We start from the raw sequence: 18,620 nt of genomic DNA, 5'->3' as shown, positions 1-18,620 counted from the left end.
GTATGCCCTCCCCCGTCCCGAAACTGCCGGTTAGCCTCGCGGCCAATCCAAAGCTGTCGTCCTGGGTGCGGTTTAGCGGCGAAGGCGGTGTCGCAATCTCGCCCGGCAAGGTCGAGATCGGCCAGGGCATCGTCACGGCGCTGGCGCAGATCGCCGCAGACGAGCTCGACGTCGATATCGGCAGGATCGAGCTGATCCGCGCCTCGACGGCGGCCAGCCCGAACGAGGGTGTCACCTCGGGCAGTCTTTCGGTCCAGCAGTCCGGCCGCGCGCTGCGACACGTCTGCGCCGAGGTGCGCCAGCGCTTCCTCGCAGCCGCATCGGAGCGTCTCGGCGTCGATGCGGCGCTGCTCGATGTCGATGACGGCACGATCTCGGGTCCCGGCAACGTCAGGACCAGCTATTGGGAGCTGGCTGGCGACGTCTCGCTCGACCGCGACGCCACCGCGGGCGCCGTCGCGAAGCCCGCTGCCACACGCGATGTCGCCGGACATTCGGTCCAGCGGGTCGACATTCCCGACAAGGTGTTTGCGCGACCGCGCTTCATTCACGATTGTGCATTGCCGGACCTGGTGCACGGCCGCGTGCTGCGGCCTGACATCTCGGGTGCCAGGCTGATCGCGCTCGACGAGACGGCGGCGCGCGTCGTTCCCGGCCTCGTCGCGATCGTCCGCGACGGCGGCTTTGCCGGCGTGGTTGCCGATAGCGAGGCTTCGGCGGAAGCCGCACTGAAAGCCTTGCGCAAGGGCGCAACCTGGTCGGCCGGCGAGCCGTTGCCCGACGAAGACGATCTCGCGAGCTTTCTGAAGAGCCAGCCGGTCGAAACCACCGTCATCGACACCAGAGCAGCGTCAACGACGAAGAAAGCTGCGCGCACCCTCCGCCGGCAATACACCCGTCCCTACATCGCACACGCCTCGATCGCGCCGTCCTGCGCCATGGCGCAATGGGACGGCGAGCGTGTCCATGTCTGGACACACAGCCAGGGCGTCTTTCTGCTGCGCGCCGATCTTGCGATCGTGCTCGAGCTGCCGGCCGAGAACATCGTCGTCGAGCATATGGAGGGGGCCGGCTGCTACGGGCACAATGCGGCCGACGACGTCGCGCTCGATGCCGTGTTGCTGGCGAAAGCCGCCGGCGGCCGCCCGGTGCGGGTGCAGTGGTCGCGCCATGACGAGATGTCTCATGCGCCGTTTGGCGCAGCGATGGCCATCGAGATCGAGGCCGACCTCGATGCGAACAGCGAGATCGTCGGCTGGCGCCATGCGATCTGGAGCAACGGTCACGCCGCCCGGCCGGGACGCGCGGCACAGCCGGCGCTGCTTGCGGCGACCGAGATCGCGAACCCCTACCCGCGCATGATCTCGACGAATCCACCGGCCGCCAATGGCGGGGGCGGCGACCGCAACTCCGTTCCACTCTACGACCTTCCGGCCTGGACCATCACGAGCCACCGGCTGCTGACGATGTCGGTGCGCACGTCGGCGCTGCGGACCCTGGGCGGGCAAGGCAATGTGTTCGCGATCGAATCCATACTCGACGAGATCGCGGTCCTGCGCGGCGAGGACCCGATCGCGTTCCGCCTGCGTCATCTCCGCGACGAGCGCGCCAGCGACGTCATTCGCGCCGCGGCACGGCGCGCGCAGTGGAAACCGCAAAAACAGTCTGGCATCGGCCACGGCGTCGGCTTCGCTCGCTACAAGAACACGGGCGCCTATTGCGCCGCGATCGCCGAGATCGAAGGCACCGACGACATTCGCGTCCGGCGGTTGACACTTGCGGTCGACGTCGGCGAGGCCATCAATCCGGACGGCGTCATCAACCAGATCGAGGGCGGTGCGATCCAGGCCACGAGCTGGGTGCTGAGGGAGCGCGTGCGCTTCGATCGCACGCACATCACGTCGACATCCTGGACGGACTATCCGATCCTGACCTTCAGCGAGGTGCCGGCGGTGGATGTCGAAATCATCCAGCGGCCGGAGATCGAGCCGGTCGGCGCCGGTGAGGCCGCGCACGGTCCCGTGACGGCGGCGATCGCCAATGCGGTCTACGATTGCCTCGGCGTGCGCGTACGCGACCTGCCGATCACGCGCGACAGGATCATCGCAGCCATGGAGCTTGCATCGTGACGACAGTGACCATTTTGAGCGGCGGCGCGGCGCAAGGCCTGGTGCGCGGCCTCAACGAGCCCTTCAAGGTGCAGACCGGCCTCAGTATCGACGGCGAGTTCGGCGCGGTCGGCATCATGGCCGACAAGCTGCGCGCCAGCACCCCGGCGGATCTCGTGATCCTGACGCAGGCGCTCCTTGCGAAGCTCGCCGCGGAGAAGCTCGTCGTCCCCTCCTCGATCGCAGATATCGGCCGGGTCGAGACCGCGCTGGCGGTCCGCAACCGCGATCCGAAAGTCACGGTGAAGACTGAAGCCGATCTCCGCGAGGTGCTGCGATCCGCGGATGCCATCTACGTTCCGGACACCAAAGCCTCGACCGCGGGACAGCATGTCGCAAAAGTGCTTGATCAGCTTGGGATCGCCTATGAGGTCGCATCGCGTCTCAAGATCTTTCCGAACGGCGCGACCGCGATGCGCGAGCTTGCTGCATCCACCGCAACCCGGCCGATCGGATGCACCCAGGCGACCGAGATCATCGCGACCGACGGCATCGCGCTGTCGGGGTCGCTGCCGCCGGGCTGCGAGCTCGTGACGATGTACACGGCCGGCGTGACCGCGCGGGCCGCACATCCGACAGAAGCCGCCGCGCTGATCGCTCTGCTGACCGGCGCAGACCGGAAGGAGCTGCGCCGGAGCATGGGCTTTACCGGCTAGGTGCCGACGGCCGCCCTATTTGTGCAACTGGGTGAGACCGGTCGGCGGCCCATCGACCGCGGTCCAGCCGCCATCGACGAACAGCGTGCTGCCGCTGACATAGCTCGCGGCATCCGAAGCGAGGTAGGCGACCGCCGTCGCGACCTCGTCGGCACTGCTCCAGCGGTTGAACACGGTGTGGCCGGCGTAGAGATTGTAGATGTCGGGCCGCTGCTTGAACGGGCCTGTCAGCGCGGTCTCCGCGATGCTCGGCGCGATCGCGTTGACGCGGACGCCAGCGTGGCCGACCTCTGAAGCAAAACCCTTCACCAGGAGGCCGATCGCCGCCTTGGTCGAGCCGTAGACGCCAAGACCGGGCTCGATGGTCACCGCGCGCACCGAGGAGCAGGCGATGATGCTGCCGCCCTTCTGCTCGACCATGATGCGGCCGAAGGCCTGGAAGAACCAGACGGTGCCCTTGACGTTGAGGTTGAGGACGCGATCGAGATCCTCCTCGGTGTAGTCGAGGATGGTCTTGCGGATGTTGAGCCCGGGCGTCGTCACGGCGATGTCGAGCCGCGAGAATTTCTGCATCACGATCTTGGCGAGCGCATGGACTTCCGCAGCGCTCGCGGCGTCGCAGCTAGCTGCTTCCGCCCAGCCGCCCTTATCGCGAATTCCGGCTGCCGTCGCCTCGGCGGCGTCAAGCGCACGATCTGCGCAAACGACGCGGGCGCCGAGCCCGGCCAGCGCCTCGGCCGACGATTTGCCGATGCCCGAGGCGGCGCCGAGCACCACGGCGGTCTTGCCGGTGAGATCGAAGAGCTTGCGATAGTCAGTCACGAACGGATTCTCCCTGTTGCTGCTATCCCTTGTAGCCCATCAGCAGGCGGGGCAGCCACAGCGAGAACGCGGGGACGTAGGTCACGAACATCAGAGCTGCGATCAGGGCAGCATAGAACGGCAGGATGGTGCGCATCACCGCGCCCACCGAGATGCCGCCGATGGCGCAGCCCACGAATTGCGTCGTTCCGACCGGCGGGGTGTTCAGCCCCAGCGCGCAGTTGATCAGCATCAGCATGCCGAACTGCACGGGGTCCATGCCCGCCTTCATCGCGATCGGCAGGAAGATCGGGGTGCAGATCAGGATGGTCGCCGCCATGTCCATGAACGTGCCGAGCACGAACAGGATGACGTTGATGAGCAGGAAGATGACCCAGGGCTGCGAGGACACCTTGCTCATCAAGTCGCCGGCGAAGTCGGCGACTTCGTAGAGCCCCATCAAATACTGGAACATGGTGGAGACGCCGATCAGCAGCAGCACCACGCCCGTCGTCTTCACCGCCTTGGCTGCAGCCCGCAGGAAGTTCGGCAGGGTCATGGTGCGGTAGATGAAGAAGGTCAGCAGGATCGTGTAGGTGACCGCGACGGCAGCGGACTCAGTTGCGGTGAAGACACCGGACAGGATGCCCGCCAGGATGATGCCGACGATCAGAAGTCCGGGCAGCGCGGCTGCGAACGAGCGGAAAACCTCGGCCCAGCCCGGGAACTTGCCGGCCGGATAGCCGCGCTTCACCGCCACCGCGTAGGCGGCAACCAGCATGCATACCATCAACACGAGCGCCGGCAGGAGGCCGGCCGCGATCAGCGCGCCGATCGAGACCTTGCCGCCCGCAGCGAGCGCATAGATGATCATATTGTGGCTGGTCGGCATCAGCGCTCCGACCAGCGAAGCGTGGGTGGTGACGTTGACGGCGTAGTCGGTGTCGAACCCTTCCTTTTTCATCATCGGGATCATCACCGCGCCCATCGCCGACACGTCGGCCACGGGCGAGCCGGAGACGCCGCCGAACAGCGTGCAGGCGACGACGTTCGACATCCCGAGCCCGCCGCGGATGTGCCCAACGAGATTCTTGGCGAGCTGCACGATCTTGTCGGCAACGCCGCCATGCAGCATGAGCTCACCGCTGAAGACGAAGAACGGAATGGCGAGGAAGGAGAAGATGTTCATCCCCGACATCATCTGCTGGAAGATGACTGCGACCGGCAGGCCTTCGTAGAGGATGGTGCAGATCGCGGAGAGACCGATCGCGAAGGCGACGGGCACGCCGAGGATCAGGAAGCCGAAGAAGGTTGCGCCGAGGATGATCAGTTCCATGAGGGGACGACCTCTTCGCCGCGCAGGAGCGCAATGATGTGCTCGATTGAAAAGGAGACGATCAGGACGCCGGAGGCGATTAGCGGGACATAGCGGATGACCTCGGGGAGCCCGAGATTGGGGATCTTCACGGTCCCGACCGACGCTCCGAGGATCCAGCCGTTGTAGGCCATCGCAATGCCGAACACGGCCACCAGAACGTGGATCACGAGCTCGATCTTCTCGCGCAGATGATCCGGAAGCATCACCAGCAAACTGTCCATGCCGATATGTCCGGCGTCGCGAACGCCGACGGCGGCGCCGATCAGCGTGACATACAGGATCAGGACCAGCGCAAGGTTCTCCGTCCAGGTCGGGCTGGAATTGAGCACGTAACGTCCGAACACCTGGTAGAACACGATGGTGACGATGACGAGCAGGCCGGTCACGGACAGATACATGCCGAGACGAGCAACGACGGCATTGATCCGCGACAGCAAGCCGGTCGACGGTCGGCCGGTTACCTCCTGCTCGTGGCTTGCGACATGTGGGTCTGTCATCGGCGTCTCCTTGCGCGTCCCCTTCGCGAGGGTCCGGCGCCCGCCTCGCGGCGACGCCGGACCCGACGCTGTGGTCTTACTTCGTGTCCTGGATCCGCTTGACGAGGCCCTTCAGCTTTTCGTCACCGGCAAACTTGTCGTACACCGGCTTCATCGCGTCGACGAATTCCGCCTTTTTGGCGATCGTGACGACCTGAACGCCGGCGGCCTCGACGGTCTTGCGCGAGGCCTGCTCACGCTCGTCCCAGAGCTTGCGCATGACGGGCACCGATTCCTTGGCCGCCTTGCGGATCATCGCCTGATCCTCCTTGCTCAGCGTGTCCCAGACCTTCTTGGACATCACGAGAACTTCCGGCGCGAGCGAGTGCTCGGTGACGTTGTAGAACTTGGCGGCCTCGAAGTGGCGCGAGGACTCGTAGGAGGGCCAGTTGTTCTCGGCTGCATCCACGAGGCCCGTCTTGAGGGCTGTGTAGACTTCGCCATACGGCATCGGCGTCGGATTGGCACCAAGGCTCTGGATCATGCCGACCCAGAGGTCGGACTGCTGGACGCGGATCTTCAGGCCCTTGAGGTCGGCGAGCGACTTGACCGGCGCCTTGACGGTGTAGATGGAGCGGGCGCCGCTGTCGTAATAGGCAAGCCCGACCAGGCCAGCGGGCTCCATAGCTGCGAGGATCTCGTCGCCGATCGGTCCGTCAAGGACGGTGCGCATGTGCTGCGTGTCGCGGAAGACGAAGGGCAGGCACAACGCGATGGTTTCAGGCACGAAGTTGTTCAATGGCGATGCGTTGATCCGCATCATGTCGAGGGCGCCGATCTTCAGCTGCTCGATGGTGTCCTTCTCGGAGCCCAGAGCTCCATTGGGAAACACCTTCACGCCGAGCTTGCCGCCGCTCGCCGTCGCGAGTTGCTTGCCCATGAACCTGACGGCCTCGACGGTCGGATAATCGGTGGGGTGGATGTCGGCCGAGCGGAAATCGCGCGCGGTCGCCAACGGCGCTGAGACCGCCAGTACGGCGGCTGCGATGATGCCGGTGAGTGTCTTCATCTGGGCTTCCTCCTGAGTTGATTATGTCGTTGTTGGGCCGATTCTGCAGGCCGCCTTGGGTCGCTCCACTTCAGGTGTAAAGTCAAGCGTTACAAACGCACCACCTTGGTAGGATTGCGCGGCGGAGTCGAGCGGATTTGACTGGTGGATGATCACGGCGAGGAAAGGTGCGAGCTTCATCGCGCCCTCTCCGGCGGGGACTTGCGCGGCAGGTGCCGGCTTCCCTTTAATCCCGCCTCGCCGTCGGCCAATGCCGGACGGGAGGTGACGATGCTCGTCATATCCATGGACGTTCCTCTGGTTTTAGAATCGACCGCTATTGGTTGCGGCTTGGAGGTGCAGACGTGACGGTCGCCCCATCCTTGTGCGATGCGCGCTGATCAGCGCGATGTCGCCAACGTCGTCCCTAGGGCGGGCGGCATTCTGAGTCCAAGCCAAATGCGGCATCGATCAATGCTGGAGTTGCATCGATCGGTCATGCATCACTTCGAGGGCGCGACCGGCCAATGGCCCCGTTTTTCCGAAATCGCCTGCACCGGGGCGTTACTTGACGCCACAGGGAGAGCCCGCCCAAGATGCGCCGAAACGGAACATCGCGAGGAAATGCCCATGCCGCGGAAGCTGATCGATATTTCCGTGCCGCTCAGAAACGACGTAACGGCCGATCCGCCGGGCAATCACCCGACGATCCAGTATATTGATCACCAGCAGGGCCTGTCCCGCATGCTGCAGTTCTTCGACGGCCTCAAGGCGGAGGATTTGCCGGATGGCCAGGGCTGGGCGGTCGAGCAGGTCTCGCTGTCCACCCACAACGGCACGCATCTCGACGCGCCCTGGCACTTCCATCCGACCATGAATCGCGGCGAGCGGTCATGGACGATCGACGAGGTGCCGCTCGAATGGTGCCTGCAGCCCGGCGTGAAGCTCGACTTCCGCCACCTGCCCGATGGGCACGTGGTGACTGCCGACGATGTCGAGAAGGAGCTGAAACGGATCGGGCACACGCTGTCGCCGCTGGAGATCGTGGTCGTCAACACCGGCGCCGGCGCCAAATTCGGCCAGGCCGATTATGTCAACTCCGGCTGCGGCATGGGCTATGAGGCCACCATGTACCTGCTCGAACGCGGCGTGCGGCTGACCGGCACCGACGGCTGGAGCTGGGACGCGCCGTTCGTCTACACCGCGAAGAAATATGCCGAAACAAAAGATGCCGGCCTGATCTGGGAAGGTCACAAGGCGGGACGACACATCGGCTATTGCCATCTCGAGAAGCTGCACAATCTCGACAAGCTGCCGTCGACCGGATTCACGATCTCATGCTTCCCGGTAAAGATCGAGCGAGCGTCCGCAGGGTGGACCCGAGCGGTCGCCATCGTCGACAATCCGGTCTGAGGCCTCACTCGCCGTCGAGGCCGCTCGCGGCGAGGTCGCGCAACGCATCGGTATCCAGCACGACGATGGCGCCATGCTCGAGACGGACCCAGTTGCGGCCGGCCCAGGCGCGCAATTGCTTGTTGATGCTCTCGCGCGTCATCCCCACCATCTCGCTGATCTCCTGCTGCGTGATGGCGAGCGTGCCGCTGCCGGAGTCGAACTTGCGCTCTTCGGTGAGACCGAGCAGCGCGCTCGCAAGCCGGCCCGGCAGATTTTGCAGGATCACCTGCTCGACCTGCTGGCTGGTCCAGCGCAGGCGCGCGCAAAGCAGCTCGATGAATTTCATCGCCAGCGCCGGCTGGCTCTTCACGAATGGCAGGAAGTCCCGGCGGTCGATGATGTAGAGTTCGCAATTGGTGTTGGCAGTCGCGTCGGCCGAGCGCGGCGCGCCATCGAGAACCGCGATCTCGCCAAAGATTTCTCCAGGACCGATCAGATTGAGAATAGCGTTCCTTCCATCTGGCGATGAAGAGGAAATCTTCACTGTTCCCGTGATCACCGCGAACAGGTTGTTGCCGGGATCGCCCTTGGCGGCGATCGTCGCACCGCGCTTCACCGTGGTGTGCTTGGCGTAGCGGCAGAGCTGATCGAGCGCATCCGGCTCTAGATCCGCGAAGATCGGGTGCTTGCGCAGGACCGATAATTTGTTGCCCGCAGCTTGTCGGGGGTCGCCGGTCTTGTCCTGAGGCACGCCGCTGGGCTCCTAAGACTGCGAGGCACTGGAGTTCCTGCGTAGTCAACGTTAGCAGGCTTTTCAACCAGAAAGCATGTGCAGGGTTTGAGCCAAATACGGCGAAAATGCCACGGTCCGGCGCCGAGGCGGCATCCGGGGGATGAGCCATTGTGTCCCGGTCGATGCAGAGTTGCAGCTATCGCGCGCACCATTGCGTTGAGGCGCTGCCGAACGGCCGCGAGCCGGCCGTGGAAGCCTCCGCGGCAAGCATGGTAAAACGCGATTGTGATCTCAGGACTGTCAGTGCCGGGCGCCCGAATCGGGCCGACCTGCGCTGGTTTGCCGGTCTGCCCATGCCAAAGCCCCGGCGAATGTGACAAAAACGACCACGACAGCGATCGTCACCAGCAGTGCGTCAGTCGGCATGATGCCCTCCCCTGTTATTTGGGCATTATTGGCGGCGAACGACCGCCGTCATTGATTGGGATCAAAATTGGCGAGCGCCGGATCAGGCCGCAGCTAAGGCCTCGACCTTCGCCGGATCGAGCAGGCTGATGCCGCCTTGAACGATCTCGATCACCCCATGTCGCTCCAGCTTGGTGAAAGTGCGACTGACGGTTTCGATGGTCAGGCCGAGATAATCGGCGATGTCCTGACGACTCATCGGCAGCTGAACCGTGTCCGACGCCCCCTTCAGCGAGAATAGCCGCTCGCGCCAGGCGAGCAGAAACGTCGCAACTTTCTCGTCCGCCGATCGGCGGCCGAGCAGGACCATGTGGTCGCGCGCCTGGCTCAACTCGCGAATCGCCAGCTCGTTGATCCGCCTGAGCAGATGCGGCCGGCTCTCGACGAACCGGCCGAAGGGCGCCTTTGCGAACTGGCACAGTGTGACGCCACCGATCGCATCGGCCGAAAAATTGTGACGGCCGGAAATATTCATCCCCAGGAAATCGCCTGGTAACGCAAATCCCACGATCTGCCGCCGACCGTCCGGCAACAGCTTGTAGAGCCGCATGACGCCGTCGAGGAGATTGTAGAACGAGGTCGTGGTGTCCTCCTCGGAGAAGACGGTCTCGCCCCCCTCAAAGAGGACGCGGCGTCCCAGATGCTCGAATTCCCTGAGCTCGGCCGGGTCCAGCGACGAACACACCGCGAAGTCGCGGACCGCACAATCGCTGCAGAAATGCCCGTTCGGCTCGATCGTCACCACGGAAGTCTTCATCTACCGCTCCAAGCACCGGCTGCCCCGCATCAGGGCGAGCCCACCGCGCGGGCTGCATTTTACTGCACTGCGCCAAAGCCGATTGACCCAGATCAATTTTGGCGGGCATGGCCGTCTTGTGTTGTTGCTAGACCGCCTGCACCGTCCAGCCGATCAGCTCCTTTGCAATGCGGGCGAAAGCTGTGTCGAACGCTGCGACCGCTGCGGCCGGCTCGACCTTATCAAGCTTCTCGCTGGTCTCGACGAGGCGCGACGCGACCACTTTGCCGTTCTTGTCGACGATGCGTGCCGACAGTCCGATCTCGACCCGAGCCTCGCCTTCCGTGGCGATCCGGAAGCGCCTGATGTCGATCAGGAGCTGGTAGTCCGCCTGCCCGAGATCGCTTGTGCGCAACGGCGCGTGGGCGATGTCGTAATTCTCAAAACTGTCTATCAGCCGCGCCTGCACCAGCTTCGGAATGCTGTCGGCCCAGAGGAATTCGGCAAAGCCCGCATTATCCCCGCTGGGTGCAAACAGCATCCGCTGGGTCTGGAGCATCGCGACCGCGGTCGGCTCGGGAATCGCCAGTGATGCCGAAAGCGTCTTGCCGGCCAGCCCAAGATTCTGCGGCGTGCGCAGGTCATAGGTGATCTTCTGGGCCGGCGTCCCGCCGCCGGTCATCTTTTCGAGGCCTGCCAGAATACCGTCGATTTTGCCGGTATTGCGCGCGAGGCCGTCGGAGAATGTCTTGAGGTTCGCGATGGTGTCCTTCAGCGGACCGGAATTGTCCTCCAGCACGGTATCGACCCGTCGCAGCGCATCGCGCGCAGCCTGCGTCATGCTCTGGCCTGCACCGGCCTCGGCGATGAGGGTCACGGGCTCGCCGGCCTTGGCGACGGTCATGCCGCCCTCCAGCGTCACCACTGGCACGCCGGTCAGCCCCTGGAAATCGAGCCCGACCTTGGTGTCGGTACGCACGGGTGTCGTCGAGGCAACCGAGATCGTCGCATTGACGAAGCGCGGATTGTCCGCCGCGAGGCCGATCTGCGTCACCTCGCCGACCCGGATACCGTTGAACAGGACGCCGGCGCCGACCAGCAGACCTGGCACCGGACCTTGGAATTGCACATGATAGTTCGCGCGCGGCCCGATGCCGCCCGTGTTGTTCAGCCAATAGACGAAGCCGAACACCGCGAGGATCGCGGCCAGCACGAAGCTGCCGATCAGCACGTAGGGAGCGCGGGTTTCCATGTCTCATCTCATCTGGTGTTGCAGCATCTGCGAGCGCTTGCCGTGGAAATAGGCGCGCACCCAGGGATGCTCGGATTGCAGCAATTCGTGCATCGGGCCGATCGCCACGATCTTGCCGTCGGCGAGCGCGGCGACGCGGTCGCAGACTGTGGTGAGGCTCGCAAGATCATGGGTGACCATGAACACGGTGAGGCCGAGGGTCTTCTGCAGCGTCCCGATCAGCGCGTCAAAATCGCCGGCGGCGATCGGGTCGAGACCGGAGGTCGGCTCGTCCAGGAACAGGATCGGCGGATCGAGCGCGAGTGCGCGGGCCAGCGCCACGCGTTTGGTCATGCCGCCCGAGAGCTCGGACGGATATTTGTCGGCGTCCTGCGCTCGCAACCCGACCATCTCGAGCTTGGCGATGGCAATCTCGTCCATCAGCTCCTGCGACAGCACGAGATTTTCGCGGAGCGGAAACTGCACGTTTTGACGAACCGTCAGCGAGGAGAACAGCGCACCTTGCTGGAACAAAATGCCCCACGTCGTGGCCGCGCCTTCGGTGCGGCCACCGATCGGCCGTCCCATCACTTCGATGCTCCCGCCCTGACGCGGGATGAGGCCGATGATGGTGCGCATCAAGACCGACTTGCCGCCACCGGACGCGCCGACGAGCCCGAGGATCTCGCCTCGGCGGACGTCGAGCGACAGATGGTCGAGCACGGTCTGGCGGCCGAAGCCGACCACGAGGTCGCGAACGCGGATCGCCAATACCTCTTGCGATTCGTCCATCGTCACATTCCGATCGAAGCAAAGAAGATCGCGAACAGGCCGTCGAGCACGATCACCAGGAAGATCGACTTCACCACCGACGTGGTTGTCTGCCGCCCGAGCGATTCCGCGCTGCCCTTCACGCGCAATCCTTCGCTGCAGGCGACGATCCCGATCACCAGCGCCATGAAGGGCGCCTTCAGGATGCCGACCTCGAAATGGGTGACCGAGATGGCCTCATGCAGCCGCGCGATGTAGATCGCCGGTGCCATGCCGCCGTAGAATTGCGCGACCAGTCCTCCGCCATAGAGCGCCGCAACCGCCCCAATGAACGCGAGGATCGGCAGCGCGATGACGAGGGCTGCTACTCGCGGCAGTATCAGGACATGGACGGGATCGAGGCCCATGGTCGAGAGCGCGTCGATCTCCTCGCGCATCTTCATCGAGCCGAGCTCGGCGGTGTACGCGCTCCCGGACCGGCCGGCGACCATGATGGCGACGATCAGCACACCCAGCTCGCGCAGCACCAGGATGCCGACCATGTCGACAGTGTAGGACTCCGCACCGAACCTGCGGAAATGAAAGAACCCCTGCTGGGCGATGATGGCACCGATCAGGAAGGTAATGAGAACGACAATCGGAATGGCCTGCCAGCCGATCCGGTAGAGTTGATAGACAAGCGATGTCAGCCGCAGCGAGCGTGGCCGGCGCAGCACGCCGATTACGGCGATGAACAATGCACCCAGCATTTGAAGAAAGATCGTGACGTCTTCGCGCGCGCCAACCGTGGATTTGCCGAGATCGCCGAGCCTGAGCAGAACCGGGTTTGGCGCGGCCGCAACCGCCGGGGGGTGGCGGTTGACCTGACGCACCTCGTCCATCAGGCCGCTGAAATGATCGGCAACGCCGACGAATTCTGCCGATCTGCCGGACGATGCGGCCCGTCGCGACAGCTTCTCCAACACCCAGGCGCCGAGCGTGTCGAGCGCACTGACGCCGGACATGTCCAGCGTCACGGCGCTGGATCGATCGACATCGGCCCCGACCGAACGGGACAGCGTTTCAAGCGCCGACACGTTGGCTGCCGTCCACGGCCCTTCCGGGCGCAATTTCAGCACATCGCCGGAGGGCGTTGCCAGCAACAGCGGTTCGGAGTTCACGCTTCCACCTCATCGGGACAATCGGTCCCCATTCAGCCGGCATTTTTAGGCCTGCGTGTGGCGGCCGGGTTGACCTGTCTCAAGACCAGGAGCGCGCGCCCTCCCTTGACGCAAATCAAGCGCGCCCGCGCCTCCGGGCTAGGTGTCAGGCGCGGTCCATCATCCGCTCAGCACGATTGTGCCGGTGCTGGTGCCGCTGATCGCGATCATCGTCAAGAGTCTGCGGAAAACGGCCACGGAAGCGGCCGCATCGCGCGAAGCGCACTCGTGATCGGAACGCTCAGAGCTTGAGCCTGACGTCACAGAGGTCGGGCTCGGTCGAATCCGGCTTCACGTCGAAACCGAGCTGGCGGCACATCTCAAGCATTGTGGTGTTCTCCCTGAGGACATCACCCGAGATGGTCTTCAGACCCTCCGACCTCGCATAGTCGATGATCAACTGCATCAGCGCCCATCCGAGCCCCCTGCCCTTGAGGTCCGACCGCAGCAGGATCGCATATTCGCCGCTCTCATAGACCGAGTCCGAATGGAGCCGAACGACACCCACCATCTCGTTGGTGGCTTCGTCGAATGCGATGAAGGCCATTGCGCGCGCATAGTCGAGCTGGGTCAGGCGCGCGATGAACTCGTGGGTGAACTCCTTCATCGGCGCGAAGAAGCGCAGGCGGAGATCGTGCGCCGTGACGTGACGCAGGAATTCGTGGATGGTCGGCTCGTCCTCGGGACGCAAGGGCCGTACGAAGATGCGCCAGTCGTCCTTGAGCGCCAGCCGGCGCTCCCATTGCGACGGATAGGCCCGGACGGCGAAGTTGGCCGGGCCGGAGCCAGCGAATTTGCGCTGCGGCGGCCCCACCGCGACGCGGGCGTCGACCGCCGTCACGCCGGTCTCGTCCGCAAGCAGTGGGTTGATGTCGAATTCACGGATCTCGGGAATGTCAGCGGCCATCTGGGCGAGCTTGACCAACACCAGCGCGACGGCGTCCGGCTCGACCGCGGGTACGTCGCGATAGGCCTTCAGCAGCCGTGATACGCGCGTGCGGCCGATCAGGTCGCGGGCGAGCTGCAGATCAAGCGGCGGAAGCGCCAGTGCCTTGTCGTTGATGATCTCGACCGCCGTCCCGCCCCGGCCGAAGACGACGACGGTGCCAAAGGTGGGATCGTCGGCAAGACCCAGGATCAGCTCACGCGCCTTCGCCTTGACGACCATCGCCTGCACGATGACGCCCTCGATGCGGGCTTCGGGACGGAGCTTCCTCGCCCGCGCGAGAATGTCGGTGGCAGCCGCGCGCACGGCCTCCGGCGTGGTCAGATTGAGGACGACGCCGCCGACGTCCGATTTGTGGACAATGTCGCGCGACATGATCTTCAGCACGACCGTGACGCCTTGCGCGAACATCTCGCTGGCGTAGGCGACGGCCTGCTCGACATCGGTCGCGGCACGGGTCGGTACCATCGCGATATCATAGGCTCCGAGCAGGTGCTTGATCTCGACGGGATCGAGCCATTTGCGGCCGTCCGCGATCGCAGCGGCGACGATCTGCCTGGCAGCCCGGGCGTCAGGCACGAACGTGTCGGGCATCGCGGGAGGAACCTGGCTCAGCTCCTCTACGACCTCGCGATGCCTCACGAGATGCATGAAGCCGCGCACCGCATCATCTTCGGTCGGATAATTCGGAATGCCCGCGCCGGAGAGCGCCTGAATGATGTTCTGATCGGCTCCGACCCAAGCCGCCAGCACGGGCTTCGCCCATCGGCGCTGCTGCTCGCGATATTTGCCGACGAGCTCGGTCACGGTCGCGGCGATGTCGGCCGCCGGGGCGACCGCGGTCTGCACGTTGAGGACGAGGACGGCATCATTATCAGGGTCCGCGAGCAGCACCTCCAGCGCCGCCGCGTAGCGCGATGCATCGGCATCACCGACGATGTCGACGGGATTCGAACCGGACCAGGTCGGCGGCAGCACCGCATCGAGGCTCTTGCGCGTCGCGGCCGAGATGGACGCCGGGATTCCACCAAGGTCCACCAACCGATCCACGGCCAGGACACCGATGCCGCCGCCATTGGTGAGGATGGCGAGACGCTTTCCCGCCGGCGGCTCGACGCGACCGAGCGTCTCGGCGCAATCGAACAGCTCGCGCAGATCGGAGACTCGCAGGACGCCCGCACGGCGGAACGCGGCATCATAGACGGCGTCGGCGCCGGCGAGCGCGCCCGTATGGGTTGCCGCCGCTTTGGCACCCTGCGCCATGCGGCCGGACTTCACCACGACGACCGGCTTCACGCGCGCCGCGGCCCGCGCCGCCGACATGAACTTGCGCGCGTCCTTGATGGCCTCGATATAGAGCAGAATCGCGCGAGTCTTGTGATCCATCGCGAAATGGTCGAGCAGGTCGGCAATATCGACGTCGATCTGATCGCCGATCGTGACAATGCCGGAGAACCCGACGCCGCGCTGCGCAGCCCAATCCACCATTCCGGCCGCGATCGAGCCGGACTGCGAGATCAGCGCGAGGTTGCCCGCCCCCGGCATGTGCGCGGCAAAGCTGGCATTGAGGCTGACGCCGGGCATCATGATGCCGAGACAGTTCGGCCCAATCAGCCGCATCCCGTATTTGCGTGCCGCAGTGATCGCGGCCTCGTGCAGGGATCCCGGTCCGTGACCGAGGCCCGCCGAGACGATCAGCGCGCCGGCCGAGCCGCGACGTCCGGCCTGGTCGATGATGCCGGGAACCTCTCGCGCCGGCGCGGTGATGACCACGAGCTCGGGCACGAAGTCCAACCTGTCCAGACTGCCCACCGCAGCGATGCCGCCGATCTCGGCGTGGCGCGGATTGACGAGGCCGAACCGACCCTTGAACTCGGCCTTGTGAATGTTCTCGAGAACGGCGCGTCCAACCGAGACCGGGCGGGCGCTCGCGCCGACGAGCGCAACCGAACGCGGCGACAGCAGATTCTTCAAGCGATAGGTTGACATGGAAGCATATGCGCCCGGTCGTTGGCGGTTCCGATGGTTGACGATCGGCCGATAAACTGGCGATGCGCCTAGTGCGAGATCATAACCCAGCACGGCGGCTGGCCAATGACGGTCTTTGTCACACCACCCCAGACGATCTCGTTCAGGCGTGAATGATGGTAGGCGCCCATCACGATCGCATCCATGGCATGGGAATTCGCCCAGCTTCCGAGCACCTTGCCGATCGAGCTGCCGCCGCCCTTCGTCGTTTCGAACGAGGCGTAGACCCCGTGTTCCCTCAGATGGTCGACGAGCGCGGTTCCGGATTGCACGACCGCATCGGCCTTGTCGTCCGCCACCGTGACCACCCGGACGGATGCCGCAGCCTGAAGAATAGGCAGCGCGTCGCCGACGGCCCGCGCGGCACGGGCGGAGTGATCCCAGGCGATCATGACGTTCTCGAACTCCGGTCGCAGCTCGTCCACATACTGTTCCGGGCAAAGCAGCAGCGGCCGGCCGGATTCGAACAGGAGCGTTTCGATGATGCGCTCCGTTCGGCTGTCATGCGGCCTCACGGGGACCAGCGTCAGATCGCTGAAGCGCGCATGCTCGGCCAGGATCGACGCGATCTGGTCCGCCGGCACCTTACCCGATCGGCTTTGGGCGCGAATGTTGGCGCGGGAGGCTGCATTGGTGAAGGCGTTGAGGAGTTGCTGCACGTCGCTTACCTCACGCGAACCGCTCGCCTCCGCGGAATCCAGATCGCCAGGGCTGATGACCGTCGGCCGCGCGAAAACATCTTCCTCGAGCGCGAGCGCGGTGATCCTGGCGCCGAGGTCGGCGGCGACAGCCACGCATGTCGCGATCGCAGCGAGGGCCGGCCCGCGCGGCTGGCCGACAAGCGGCAGAAAGACATCCTTGATGGGCATCATGGGCATCGGGTTTCTCCTTACTGGTCAGGATAAGCCACCTTTCGCCGGGAAGCTTGATCCTCCTCAAGGCGGGAACACCGCGCAGCCAGCCGACGACAGGCTTTGACCGATGTCAAGGACTGGCCCCGATCCGCCTCTAGGAGTTAGCCTGCTGCCTCACCGCCGATGCATCTGGATATGCTCGCAGAGATGACGGACGATTCTGCAACCCAGGAACGGGTCTTCCAGGCGCTGAGCGCGCGTCCCGGCGCGAAGCGGATCGACACGCACGCAGCCTCGGTGCTTCTGGACGGGACACGCGCGCTGAAGATCAAGCGGGCTGTCATATTTCCATTCCTCGACTATTCGACGCTCGAAAAGCGCAAGGCGGCCTGCGAAGAGGAGATCAGGATCAACCAGCCACTCGCGCCGCAAATCTATCACCGCGTCGTGGCGATCACGGAGGAGCCGGATGGATCGATCGAGATCGACGGTGGCGGCCGGCCGATCGAGTATGCGGTCGACATGTCCCGCTTCGACGAAAACCGGACGCTGGACCATGTGGCCAAAACCGGCCCGCTGGATGCAGAGCTCGCCCCGGCCATCGCGGATGCGATCGCAGCATCGCATGCGAGAGCGCCCGTCGCGGACGGCGCCGCATGGATTGCCTCCATTCCTGAGCTGATCGATGGCAACAGCACCGGGCTGCTCAATGGCGATCATTTCGAAGCAGCCCAGATCGAGCAACTCTGCGAAGCCTCGCATCAGGCATTCCTGCGCGTCCGCACTACACTGGAAGAACGCGCGCGCCACGGCTTCGTGCGCCGCTGTCACGGCGATTTGCATCTTGCCAATATCGTGCTGATCGACCGGCAGCCTGTCCTGTTCGACGCGATCGAATTCGACGCGCAGATGGCGACCGTGGACGTGCTCTACGATCTTGCCTTCACGCTGATGGACCTGCTGCGCCATGACCAGCCGGTCGCGGCCAATGCCGTCCTGAACCAGTATCTGATGACGGCGCCCGGCGAAACGCTCGACGCCCTGGCGGCGCTGCCACTGTTCATGTCCATTCGCGCGGCGATCCGTGCGCAGGTGGCGCTGGCGCGACTGAGGCGGCCTGATGCCGACGGCCCCGGCACTCTCGGCGAGGCGCGCCGCTATTTCGAGCTCGCCCAGGCTTTGATTCATCCCCCCGCCCCCCGCCTGATCGCGGTTGGCGGACTGTCGGGCACCGGCAAATCCGTGCTCGCGCGCGCGCTGGCGCCCGCCGTGGCGCCACAGCCGGGCGCCGTCGTGCTGCGCAGCGACGTCATTCGCAAGCAGCTGTTTCAGGTGGGACACACCGAACGGCTACCGCCGTCCACGTACCGGCCTGACGTGACGGCACAGGTCTACGAGGTGCTGATGCAGCGCGCCCGCCAGGTTCTGGCGCAAGGCCATTCGGCAATCGTCGACGCCGTCTTTGCGCGTGAGTCCGAGCGAGACGAGATGGCCGCCCTGGCACGCGAGTGCGGCGTACCGCTCAATGGACTATTCCTCGTCGCCGACCTCGCCACCCGCAAGGCGCGAATCGGCGGTCGCCGGGGCGACGCGTCCGACGCCACGCAAGAGGTTGCCGCGCAGCAAGAGCACTATAATATCGGCCATGTCGGTTGGGCGACCATCGATGCATCCGGGACACAAGCGCAGACGCTCCAGAACTGCCGGGACGTAATCGCTGAGGGCAAATAAGGCA

16 protein-coding genes are annotated in these 18,620 nt (G+C 64.7%); 4 read left to right on the top strand and 12 right to left on the bottom strand.

The genetic code is table 11. The annotated features are described in order from the left end of the window. The first annotated feature begins 2 nt into the window (after positions 1 to 2). Positions 3 to 2,129 (top strand): xanthine dehydrogenase family protein molybdopterin-binding subunit, encoded by a 2,127-nt coding sequence (locus ACVJ5M_RS15760; protein ID WP_354100417.1) that lies wholly within the window; start codon positions 3 to 5, stop codon positions 2,127 to 2,129. Then, on the top strand, positions 2,126 to 2,824 hold the full coding sequence (locus ACVJ5M_RS15755; RefSeq protein WP_354100411.1) for a molybdate ABC transporter substrate-binding protein: 699 nt from the start codon (positions 2,126 to 2,128) through the stop codon (positions 2,822 to 2,824). Before ACVJ5M_RS15760 ends, ACVJ5M_RS15755 begins: the two co-directional genes overlap by 4 nt. A gap of 15 nt (positions 2,825 to 2,839) precedes the next feature. Here the strand turns inward: ACVJ5M_RS15755 and ACVJ5M_RS15750 are convergent, their stop codons facing one another. The 5 genes from ACVJ5M_RS15750 to ACVJ5M_RS15730 all read right to left on the bottom strand — a co-directional run bounded on the left by ACVJ5M_RS15750 (position 2,840) and on the right by ACVJ5M_RS15730 (position 6,728). Next, on the bottom strand, positions 2,840 to 3,646 hold the full coding sequence (locus ACVJ5M_RS15750) for an SDR family NAD(P)-dependent oxidoreductase (RefSeq protein ID WP_354100410.1): 807 nt from the start codon (positions 3,644 to 3,646) through the stop codon (positions 2,840 to 2,842). A gap of 22 nt (positions 3,647 to 3,668) precedes the next feature. Continuing rightward, positions 3,669 to 4,961 (bottom strand): TRAP transporter large permease, encoded by a 1,293-nt coding sequence (locus ACVJ5M_RS15745; RefSeq protein ID WP_014493780.1) that lies wholly within the window; start codon positions 4,959 to 4,961, stop codon positions 3,669 to 3,671. Next, complete coding sequence (locus ACVJ5M_RS15740) at positions 4,952 to 5,500, bottom strand: TRAP transporter small permease (protein ID WP_014493779.1); 549 nt, start codon at positions 5,498 to 5,500, stop codon at positions 4,952 to 4,954. The genes ACVJ5M_RS15745 and ACVJ5M_RS15740 overlap by 10 nt, the downstream gene beginning before the upstream one ends. Before the next feature lie 76 nt (positions 5,501 to 5,576). Beyond that, a complete protein-coding gene (locus tag ACVJ5M_RS15735; protein ID WP_354100409.1) occupies positions 5,577 to 6,548 on the bottom strand; it encodes a TRAP transporter substrate-binding protein in 972 nt (323 codons plus the stop codon). Between the two features lie 21 nt (positions 6,549 to 6,569). After that, entirely contained in the window at positions 6,570 to 6,728 is a 159-nt protein-coding gene (locus ACVJ5M_RS15730; protein ID WP_157789191.1) for a hypothetical protein, read from the bottom strand. Between the two features lie 429 nt (positions 6,729 to 7,157). On the opposite strand from ACVJ5M_RS15730, the gene ACVJ5M_RS15725 reads away from it, so the two are divergent. After that, complete coding sequence (locus tag ACVJ5M_RS15725; RefSeq protein WP_354100408.1) at positions 7,158 to 7,940, top strand: cyclase family protein; 783 nt, start codon at positions 7,158 to 7,160, stop codon at positions 7,938 to 7,940. 4 nt (positions 7,941 to 7,944) lie between these two features. Here the strand turns inward: ACVJ5M_RS15725 and ACVJ5M_RS15720 are convergent, their stop codons facing one another. The 7 genes from ACVJ5M_RS15720 to ACVJ5M_RS15690 all read right to left on the bottom strand — a co-directional run bounded on the left by ACVJ5M_RS15720 (position 7,945) and on the right by ACVJ5M_RS15690 (position 16,900). Then, entirely contained in the window at positions 7,945 to 8,673 is a 729-nt protein-coding gene (locus tag ACVJ5M_RS15720; protein ID WP_028149678.1) for a Crp/Fnr family transcriptional regulator, read from the bottom strand. Positions 8,674 to 9,163: 490 nt separating this feature from the next. Further along, the gene (locus ACVJ5M_RS15715) at positions 9,164 to 9,877 is read right to left on the bottom strand and encodes a helix-turn-helix domain-containing protein (RefSeq protein WP_354096830.1); all 714 of its coding nucleotides are present in this window, start codon (positions 9,875 to 9,877) and stop codon (positions 9,164 to 9,166) included. Positions 9,878 to 10,004: 127 nt separating this feature from the next. After that, positions 10,005 to 11,108: an ABC-type transport auxiliary lipoprotein family protein gene (locus ACVJ5M_RS15710; RefSeq protein ID WP_135215099.1), complete on the bottom strand. Its 1,104-nt coding sequence runs from the start codon at positions 11,106 to 11,108 to the stop codon at positions 10,005 to 10,007. A gap of 3 nt (positions 11,109 to 11,111) precedes the next feature. Next, complete coding sequence (locus ACVJ5M_RS15705; protein ID WP_354096829.1) at positions 11,112 to 11,879, bottom strand: ABC transporter ATP-binding protein; 768 nt, start codon at positions 11,877 to 11,879, stop codon at positions 11,112 to 11,114. 2 nt (positions 11,880 to 11,881) lie between these two features. Then, a complete protein-coding gene (locus ACVJ5M_RS15700; RefSeq protein WP_354100407.1) occupies positions 11,882 to 13,018 on the bottom strand; it encodes an ABC transporter permease in 1,137 nt (378 codons plus the stop codon). A 280-nt stretch (positions 13,019 to 13,298) separates the two neighbouring features. Continuing rightward, on the bottom strand, positions 13,299 to 15,992 hold the full coding sequence (locus ACVJ5M_RS15695; RefSeq protein ID WP_354096827.1) for a bifunctional acetate--CoA ligase family protein/GNAT family N-acetyltransferase: 2,694 nt from the start codon (positions 15,990 to 15,992) through the stop codon (positions 13,299 to 13,301). Between the two features lie 68 nt (positions 15,993 to 16,060). Then, positions 16,061 to 16,900, bottom strand: coding sequence for a universal stress protein (locus ACVJ5M_RS15690; RefSeq protein WP_354096843.1), 840 nt, complete (start codon positions 16,898 to 16,900; stop codon positions 16,061 to 16,063). Between the two features lie 192 nt (positions 16,901 to 17,092). On the opposite strand from ACVJ5M_RS15690, the gene ACVJ5M_RS15685 reads away from it, so the two are divergent. Continuing rightward, entirely contained in the window at positions 17,093 to 18,616 is a 1,524-nt protein-coding gene (locus tag ACVJ5M_RS15685; RefSeq protein ID WP_354096826.1) for a bifunctional aminoglycoside phosphotransferase/ATP-binding protein, read from the top strand. Positions 18,617 to 18,620: the final 4 nt, after the last annotated feature.

The organism is Bradyrhizobium sp. S3.7.6 (genome assembly GCF_054061875.1).
Note: the sequence above shows the minus strand (reverse complement) of the source record. Positions and strands in the feature narration are given on the sequence as shown.